Origin of the sequence: Hymenobacter coccineus, assembly GCF_001816125.1 — a bacterium.
GTDB classification, from domain to species: Bacteria; Bacteroidota; Bacteroidia; order Cytophagales; family Hymenobacteraceae; genus Hymenobacter; species Hymenobacter coccineus.
Genome location: NZ_MDZA01000101.1, coordinates 1 through 8371 on the forward strand (window position 1 = coordinate 1; position 8371 = coordinate 8371).

Sequence of the window (8371 nt, forward strand, 5' to 3'; positions counted from 1 at the left end):
TCGCTGAACGGTCGCTGAACGGTCGCTGAACGGTCGCTGAACGGTCGCTGAACGGGCTCGGCGCGCTGTAGCGCGGACTCTGTAGTCCGCGGCTCTGAACGGTCGCTGCCCGACTATCGACAGGACGAAGCGAGAGCCGCGGACTACAAAGTCCGCGCTACAGCGCGCCGAGTTCGTTGGGCTACCGTTTAACGCGCGGACTCACAAAGTCCACGCTACACTCAGAATTGCACTTCCAAGGGCGCGGCCAGGCGCTGAGCGAAGCCTTGCAGGTAGGCGTCCCAGGCGGCTGCGTCGCGGAACTGGCCGCTCTTTACCCAGCCGAAGCCAGCGTAGAAAACTACGGGGGCCCTGGGCGGCACTTTGGCGGCAATGTAGAGCTGGGTTTGGTCTTTGTGCGGGGTGCGGTGGTCTTCGTACTTGAGCAGGCGCTGGGGGGCAAGGACTACGCCGGTGCCTAGGAATGAATCATCTACAGCCTCCCAGTAGCGGAAGTAGCCGGCTTTTTCGTCGGCGCGCACGCTGCCTTTTTGGTCGTGCAGGGTGAGGCCGATGGTGCAGTTGGGCAGCGGGGCCCCAGCGCTGGCCAGGTGGACTTCGTAGCGGGTGAGGTTGCTGCCCAGGTCGAGGCTGATGACTTTGCGCTCGGTCACGCGGCGGCCGTTGGCGTCCCAGGGCGCGTAGGTCAGCTCGAACACGGTGCGGATGGGCCCCGTGGCCAGGACTTTGTAACTGGTAAAATTCCGCGATACGTAGAGCGAGTCGCGGTCCCAGACGCCGGTGCCGCCCACGCCGCGGCTGATGCCCACGTGGTAGGGGTCGTAGCCCTCGCCCACGTCTTTGTGGTACGAAAACGGCGTCAGCACGTGCTGGGCGTACCATTTGTTAATGATCGGGTAATCCACGCGCTTTAGCCAGCAGTCCATGCCGCTGGTGAGGGTGCCAGCGGCGTCTTTCTTGTCAAACAGCTGTTCGGCCACCGGGCCGTAGGTGCGGAAGGCCACCCGCTCGTTTTCCCAGGCAAAATCGTCGGTGCGCTCGGGCACGAACCGGGCAAACGTGGTGTGCGCGCTGGCCGGCCGCGGGGCCCCCGCCGGGGCCCCAGCCAGGATGAATTTCCGGGTGCTGCGCGCCGGCATAGCGGTTTGAAAAAGCAGCTCGTCGGGCTTACCGTCGCCGTTGGCGTCGAGCAGCTGGCTCACGAGCACGGCGCCGGTTTGGGCGTCCTTCACCACCAGGTTGGGGGCCCCACGCGCTGCACCAGCGCCGCCGCGCGGGCCAGCGGCAGGCTCACGGTTTCGGCGGGCCGGGCCACGGCCAGTGGGTTGCGCACCGTGAAGGTGAGCGGCGCGGGCGCCGCCGGGGCCCCGGCGAGAAAGGTGAACAGGCTGAGCAGGCAGTATGTCATGGCAAGAATGAGCGCGGCCGTTGTGGGCCTGCGCGTTGGACGGCTAAAGCGGGGCCGGGGTGGGAGCAGCCCAGGTTTAGCGGGCCGCAGTGCCACGTATCTGAATGGTATTGGGCGGGTTACGGGACGGGTTGGGCTCCGATTGTATGAGGCGAATGTTCACGAAGGTGTCGGTGGATTCCGGTGTGGCGCGCGTCACGTCGAGCCCTGCAATGTCGCTGGTGACGATGCGCAACGAGGTGTCTTCCAGCAATAGTCCGTTCACCTTGTATTTGACTTGACTGGCCAACTTTAGCCCCCGTGTGATGCTGAGCGGCGTTTGGGTTTGAAGCTTAAACTTGTTTCTAAGGGTAATACTGATGATGCCATTGGCAGCCAAGCTACGCCACAGCGCCGGGACACTTGGACTTCTGTAAACAACTATATCCGCGATGTCCGTCGGATTTACAGTGCCCAAATCACCAATAATAAACCGCGAGTTGAGGATGTATACCGGCGCTGGAATGACCGGTCTGGCAGATGCAACAGCGCCCGTTGGCACCAACGCGGTAGTCTGCTTACGCTGAGTGGCTACGCTGGCCGGGACGTCCAACGGCAAAGCTGGACGAACGGGGACCAGAGGAGCAACTGCCGCGCGCTGCGCCCAACTCATTTGCCCGGCACAACAGCAGATGACCAAAGGGAAGAAGTGACGAAAGCGGGCGTAACGCATAGGTAGGATTTAGAGCAATTTTTAGTGCACGGTACGCGGCGCCCGCTCTCGTCACTTGGCTACTGTGCGGCGGCGGGCCCGTCGAGCAGGCGCAGCGTGTAGGTGTAGCTGTACTGCTTGTCGAGCAGGCGGTACTGGTCGTGGGGGAGGGCCCCCCAGCTGTTGTCGCCGCCCACGCCGCGCTGCTTCAGGTCGATTTGCAGGCACACGTAGTCGAAGCTGCGCACGTCGTTGGTGTGCTGCTGCTTCTTGGTGAGGCCGGGGTCGAGGAACTCGGTGCGGGTGGGCAAGGCGCTAAAGCACAGCGGCTGGGCTCCCTCGATGCGCAGGCCCTGGCCGGCGGCGTCGCTGAGGGTGAGCCAGCGCACGTCGGTGCGGTAGCCGCTTTCCTGGGGGCGGATGTAGTTGGCCGTGAGCTGGCGGCGCACCGAGTCGCGGTAGGTGCCGAGGAACGACGCCGTGTAGCGGTCGGAGTAGTTCTCCCAGGGGCCCCGGCCGTAGTAGGCCAACTGGCCGAAGCGGCCGGGCAGCTCCAGGCGCATGCCGAAGCGCGGCAACTCGGGCAACTGCTTGCCCGTCATGTCGATGGCGGCCGTTACCTGCACGGCGCCGTCGGGGGCCACCAGGTACTGCACGGTGTAGGGCACGCCGAGGTCGGCCAGCAGGTACTCCACCGTGATGGGCAGGCCCGCGGCGGTTTGCTCGCCCACGGCCACGCGCTGCACGGGGCGGCGGGTGTGGGCCGTGCGCCAGGCCCCGAGGCGCTCGGGCATACCGTTGCCGAAGTCGTTGTCGGTGGGCGCGCGCCAGAAGTAGGGCTCGGGGAACTGGTTGATGACGCGCTGGCCCTTGCGTTCGTAGCGCACCAGGCGGCCGGCTTTGGTGTCGAACTCGCCGCGCACGTCGCCCGCCGCGAAGGCCAACTGGTCGCCGGTGCGCTTGACTTGCAGGGCCCCACCGGCCGCCGCCGCGGGCGGGGCAAAGTAGGCGGGCCCCGGTGTCAGCACGAACTGCTCGCGGGCAGCCTCGTGGCCGGCCGGCACCGCCGCGGTGGCCGCTTTGGTGGTGGCAAACACGTTCAGCGCGTATTCGGTGCCGGGGCCGGTGGCCAGGGGCCCAGCGGCAGCGAACCTCCTTGCTTTGGCCGGCGGCCGGCGACGCGGCGAAGGTGCCGGCCTTCACCGGGGCCCCGTTTTTGAGCAGCTCCCAGCGGAAGGCGTAGTTGGCGAGCGTGTTGAAGGAGAAGCCGTTGTGCACCGTGAGGCGGCCCGTGGCGGGCTGCGCGGCGCTGAAGCGCACGTCCTGGTACACCTTTTTCACTTCCCACAGGCCGGGGTGCGGCGTGCGGTCGGCGGCCACCAGGCCGTTGGCGCAGAAGTTCTCGTCGTTCTGGCGGTTGTAGCCGCCCAGGTCGCCGCCGTAGGCCCACCAGGTGCGGCCGGCGGCGTCGGTTTGCTTGAGGCCCTGGTCCACCCAATCCCAGATGAAGCCGCCCTGCATGTGGGCGCTGCCGCGGATGATGTCCCAGTATTCCTGGAAGTTACCCGTGCTGTTGCCCATGGCGTGGGCGTACTCGCACATGATGAACGGCCGCTTTTTGTCGGTGGCCGCGGCGTAGCCTTTCATGTGGTCCATGCCGGGGTACATGGGCGCCACGATGTCGGTGTCCCAGTCCTCGCCGGCCTGCTCGAAGGTGACCAGGCGGCTGGGGTCGCGCTCCTTCAGCCACTTGTAGGCGTCGTGGAACACGGGGCCGTTGCCACACTCGTTGCCCATGCTCCAGAGGATGACGCTGGGGTGGTTCTTGTCGCGCTCCAGCAGCCGGGCAATCCGGTCGCGGTGCGCGGGGGCCCACTGCGGCAGGTAGGCGGGGTGCTTGGTTTTGTCGAAGGTGCCCTGCAATTCGGCCCCCATGCCGTGGGTTTCGATGTTGGCCTCGTCCACCACGTACAGCCCGTACTCGTCGCAGAGGCGGTACCAGAGCTCGGCGTTGGGGTAGTGGCAGGTGCGCACGGCGTTGATGTTGAACTGCTTCATCAGCTCGATGTCGTGCCGCATGGACGCCTCGCTGATGACGTGGCCCGTGATTTCGTCGTGCTCGTGGCGGTTCACGCCGTGCACCTCCACGGCGCGGCCGTTCACCAGCAGCTGGGCGTTTTTAAGCTCTATTTTGCGGAAGCCGATTTTGGCGCCTGTCACGGCCAGCGGGTGGCCCTGGGCGTCGGCCAGCGTGAGCAGGCACTGGTACAGGTTGGGCTGCTCGGCGCTCCAGGGCCGCACGTTTTTGACGGTGCCGCTGAACGTGGCGCTGGGGCCCCAGCGGCCACCGGCTGCTGCTGGCGCCACACGGTGCGGCCGGCGGCGTCCTGCACTTCCACCGTGAGGCGGCCGGCCGCGGCCGGGGCCCCGGCGTAGCTGGCCAGCGCCACGGTGGCCCCAAATTGCCCCTGGCGGTAGTCGGCCGAAAGGTCGGTTTTCAGGAAAAAGTCGCCGATGGTGCGCTTGGGCGGGGCCCACAGGTACACGTCGCGCTCGATGCCGCTGAGGCGCCAGAAGTCCTGGTCTTCGAGGTAGCTGCCGTCGTGCCAGCGCGTTACCTGCACGGCCAGCTGGTTGTCGCCGGCTTTCAGGTACGGCGTCACGTCAAACTCGGCCGGCGACTTGGCCGCCTTGGTCATGCCCACGCGCTGGCCATTCACCCACACCACCGCGTAGCCCGTGATGGACCCAAAGTGCAGCAGCACCTCGCGCCCGGCCCAGCCGGCCGGCACCGCGAAGCTGCGCCGGTAGCTGCCCACCGGGTTGTCTTTCCCGTCGATAAACGGCGGGTTTTTGGGAAACGGGTAGGCAACGTTGGTGTAAATGGGTACCCCGAAACCCTGCATTTCCCAGTTCGAGGGCACCGGAATCGAGCGCCAGGCCTTGTCGTCGAAGCCGGCCTGGGCGAAGGCCTCGCCGGGCTTGTCGGCGGGCCGGCCCACGTAGTTGAACTTCCAGGGGCCGTTGAGCGACTGGTAGTAGGGCGAGCGGGCGTAGTCGTTGGCCGCGGCCGCGGCGGGCGTGTCGTACAGCATGAAGCTGGCGCGCCCCGGGGCCTTGTTTTGATCGAGCACCAGCGGGTTTTCCCATTCCTGGGGCGTGGGTTGGGCCCCAGCGGGGCGGGCCAGGGCCAGCAGCAGCAGGCCGCAAAGGCGATGGGAATTAACCATGACGGGGGTAGAAAAGAGCGGAAGAGAAAGAAGGGTTAGCGCGGCGCCCGGGCCGCTTTGGACTTGATGGGGGTGGGCTTGACCGTTTCAAAAACATTGACCGGCAAGATATTGCCCTGCGCGTCGAAGCGCATGGGCGAGAGGCAGGTTTCGCGGTTGTAGCCGTTGCCGCCCGGGATGATGAAGCGGTGGTAGGCGATGAACCACTGGTCGGTGCCCGGCACCTGGGCCACCGAGTGGTGGCCGGCGCCCTGCACCACGCCGCGGCCGTGCAGCACGGGCGGCCCGGTGGCCTTCACCCAGGGCCCCAGCGGCGAAGCGGAAGTGGCGTAGGCCACGGAGTAGCGCGGGTCGCGGGTGTCGTACTCGCTCCACATGAGGTAGTATTTGCCCCGCCGCTTAAACACGAACGGCCCCTCGTTGTAGCCCGTGGGCTTGAACTCGACCACGGCGGCGGGGTCGTAGCTGGTCATATCAGCGTTCAGCTTCACCACGTGGCACTGGCCCTGGCCCCAGTAGAGGTAGGCGCTGCCGTCGTCGTCCACCAGCACCATGGGGTCGATGGCCTGGCCGTGGTAGGCATCCTTGGCCACCAGCGGCTTGCCGATGGGGTCCTTGAACGGCCCCAGGGGGGTGGCGGCCACCGCCACGCCCACGCTTTGGGCTGCCGAGTAGTAGAAGTAATACTTGCCGTTTTTGGTGGCCATGGCCGGGGCCCAGGCGTTGCGGTTGGCCCAGGTCAGGTCGCGCGGCAGGTCCAGGATCACGGCCTCCTTTTTCCACGTCACCAGGTCTAGCGACGACCACGCCGTGAACGACTTAGCGCCCCAGCCCTCCAGGCCATCGGTGGTGGGGTAAAGGTAAAACGTGCGGCCGAACGCGGCTAAGTGCGGGTCGGCGTTGGGGCCGGGCAGGGCGGGTGGCGGGGCGTGCAGCGTGTCGGCGGGGGCCCCCGCGGCCGAAGCAGCAGGAACGGTTTGGGCGGCGGCGGGCAGCGCCAGGGCCCCCAGTAGCAGGGGCAGGGCGGGGGTTAGGAAGTGCATTATTTGGCGGCGGGTTGTTGTTTTTTGCGGCGGTAGTAGTCTTGCAAGGTGTAGAAGGCCTGCTTCTTAACGCCGCGCTCCGATATCAGGCCCTTGCGGTTGTAGTAGTCCTGCACGCCGGGTAAGGGGCGGCGGGCCGAGTGGAAATCCATCAGAATCCAGGGCGAGGCGCCGCGCAGAAACGGGATTTTCTCCAGCATGGCAATGTTGCTTTTAAACACCGCATCCTGGTACTCCTCGGTCCAGCGCTCGTCGGCGGGGCCGTGGCGGCCTTGCAGGGCCCCGGCGCCGTACTCGCTCATAATCATGGGCTTGTTGTAGGTGGTTTTCCACTGCAAGTCGCCGCACGATTCCGGGGTGCCGCTGTACCAGCCGCAGTAGTTGTTCACCCCAATCACGTCGAACTCCTTGCCCAGCGGGTCGTCGATGGTGCGGGCGCCGGCCTCCGAGGTGTGGATTTCCAGGGCCCCGGTGATGAGGCGGGTGGCGTCGAGGGCGCGTGCGGTGCGCACCAGCGCGGTGAGGAACTGCAGGCGCGGGGCCCCCAGCGGCGTCTCGTTGGCCACCGACCACAGCACAATGGCGGCGCGGTTGCGGTCGCGGGTAATCATGTCCGTCAGCTGCTGCTGGGCGTTGGCCAGCACGGCCGGGTTCTCCCATTCAATGGTCCAGTACACCGGAATCTCGGACCACACGAGGATGCCCATTTTCTCGGCTTCGCGGATCATGGCCTCGTTGTGCGGGTAGTGGGCCAGGCGCACGAAGTTGCAGTTCAGCTCTTTGGCCCAGCGCAGCAGCGTGCGGCACTCCTCGGGCGTGGTCACGCGGCCCCCGGTTTGGGGCGACACTTCGTGGATGGAAATGCCGCGCAGGAAGATGGATTTGCCGTTGAGCAGGATGTCCTGGCCGCGGGTTTCGATGGTGCGGAAGCCGATGGAATCCTGGTACACGTCGGCGCCGCTGCTCACGCGCACCAGGTAGCGGCGCGGGTGCTCGGGGGCCCAGCGGTCGAGGCGCTTCACGCGGCCCGCCACCTTGGCGTAGCCATCGGCGTTGGGCGTCACCGTGAGCTGCCAGCGGGCCTCGGGCAGGGCCACCGTCACGGGTTGGGTGCGGGCGGCGCCGTCGAGCTGCACCCAGCCCTCCAGCTCGTCGGCGCTGCCTTTTTTGAGCTGCACTACGGCTTCGCGCACGAAGGTGGTGGGCGTTTCGACGAGCTGCACCGAGCGGGTGAGGCCCCCAAAGTTCCACCAGTCGCTGTTGTTGGTCGGGATGTCGGTGCGGTGGCGGGTGTTGTCCACCTTCACAATCACGAAGTTTTCGCCCTCCTTCAGCTGGGGCCCCACCTCGAAGTTGAACGGCGTGAAGCCGCCGGTGTGCTCGCCCAGCTTCTCGCCGTTGAGGTACACCTTGGCGTCGTAGTTAGCCGCCCCGAAGTACAGAAACTGGCGCTTGCCCGCCGTTTGGTGAAAGGTGAAACTCTTCTTGTACCAGACGGTGCCCTCGTAGAAAAACAGCTTTTCCTGCTGCGTGTTCCAGTCGCCGGGCACCTGTAATTGCTCGGCCGTGTCGAAGTCGTACTCCACCAAGTCGCTCTTGTCCTTGGGCTTCTGGTTCTTAAAATAGCCGTTGGGCGCGGGCACGTAACGGTACGAATAATACCCGTTCTCCATCGGGTCGATGATGCAGCGCCAAGTGCCGTCGAGGCTCTGGCCCGGGCGGTTGGGCACGTTGGTGAGCAGCGGGTAGGCGGCAGGAGCGGGCGCAGCCGGCGCGGCCGGTGCCTGGGCAACGGCCCGGTCGGCCCCGGTGCCCAGGCAAGCCAGTAGCAAAGCCGGCGCAAAGAATTTCGTCATGGGAAAGGAGGAAGAAGGGTGGGTGCCCGGGGCCCCGGGCGGGCTAGTTATTGTGGCGCTGGATGTACCACCAAGCTGTGCTGGCACCGCAGGGGTCTTATATATGCTGCCTTGGGGCCCCAGGGCAAGACCCCTGCGGTGCC

Annotated in this window: 7 protein-coding genes and 1 pseudogene; all 8 read right to left on the reverse strand. The window is 66.2% G+C overall.

Annotation, left to right across the window (positions count from 1 at the left end):
- Positions 1–221 precede the first annotated feature (221 nt).
- Entirely contained in the window at positions 222–1235 is a 1014-nt protein-coding gene (locus BEN49_RS07520; protein ID WP_070742435.1) for a BT3233 family polysaccharide utilization protein, read from the reverse strand.
- On the reverse strand, positions 1229–1408 hold the full coding sequence (locus tag BEN49_RS27710) for a hypothetical protein (RefSeq protein ID WP_070742436.1): 180 nt from the start codon (positions 1406–1408) through the stop codon (positions 1229–1231). Before BEN49_RS27710 ends, BEN49_RS07520 begins: the two co-directional genes overlap by 7 nt.
- Positions 1409–1484: 76 nt before the next feature.
- The gene (locus tag BEN49_RS07530) at positions 1485–2120 is read right to left on the reverse strand and encodes a hypothetical protein (protein WP_125916611.1); all 636 of its coding nucleotides are present in this window, start codon (positions 2118–2120) and stop codon (positions 1485–1487) included.
- 59 nt (positions 2121–2179) lie between these two features.
- Entirely contained in the window at positions 2180–3232 is a 1053-nt protein-coding gene (locus BEN49_RS26290; protein ID WP_094123125.1) for a beta-galactosidase small subunit, read from the reverse strand.
- Positions 3233–3296: 64 nt separating this feature from the next.
- A pseudogene (locus BEN49_RS30890) lies at positions 3297–4400 on the reverse strand (glycoside hydrolase family 2 TIM barrel-domain containing protein); the annotation flags it as partial.
- Positions 4316–5329, reverse strand: coding sequence for a sugar-binding domain-containing protein (locus BEN49_RS28830; protein WP_094123126.1), 1014 nt, complete (start codon positions 5327–5329; stop codon positions 4316–4318). The gene BEN49_RS28830 and the pseudogene BEN49_RS30890, both read right to left, overlap by 85 nt.
- A gap of 35 nt (positions 5330–5364) precedes the next feature.
- A complete protein-coding gene (locus tag BEN49_RS07540; protein WP_070742438.1) occupies positions 5365–6372 on the reverse strand; it encodes a family 43 glycosylhydrolase in 1008 nt (335 codons plus the stop codon).
- Positions 6372–8228, reverse strand: a complete 1857-nt coding sequence (locus tag BEN49_RS07545; RefSeq protein WP_083325883.1) for a glycoside hydrolase family 2 protein — start codon at positions 8226–8228, stop codon at positions 6372–6374. The genes BEN49_RS07540 and BEN49_RS07545 overlap by 1 nt, the downstream gene beginning before the upstream one ends.
- Positions 8229–8371: the final 143 nt, after the last annotated feature.

What these genes read in the sequence shown, in the direction of transcription:
- BEN49_RS28830 (WP_094123126.1), bottom strand. Translation starts at nt 5,329, where the DNA reads ATGGTTAATTCCCATCGCCTTTGCGGCCTGCTGCTGCTGGCCCTGGCC.
- BEN49_RS07545 (WP_083325883.1), bottom strand. Translation starts at nt 8,228, where the DNA reads ATGACGAAATTCTTTGCGCCGGCTTTGCTACTGGCTTGCCTGGGCACC.
- BEN49_RS07540 (WP_070742438.1), bottom strand. Translation starts at nt 6,372, where the DNA reads ATGCACTTCCTAACCCCCGCCCTGCCCCTGCTACTGGGGGCCCTGGCG.
- BEN49_RS27710 (WP_070742436.1), bottom strand. Translation starts at nt 1,408, where the DNA reads ATGACATACTGCCTGCTCAGCCTGTTCACCTTTCTCGCCGGGGCCCCG.
- BEN49_RS07530 (WP_125916611.1), bottom strand. Translation starts at nt 2,120, where the DNA reads ATGCGTTACGCCCGCTTTCGTCACTTCTTCCCTTTGGTCATCTGCTGT.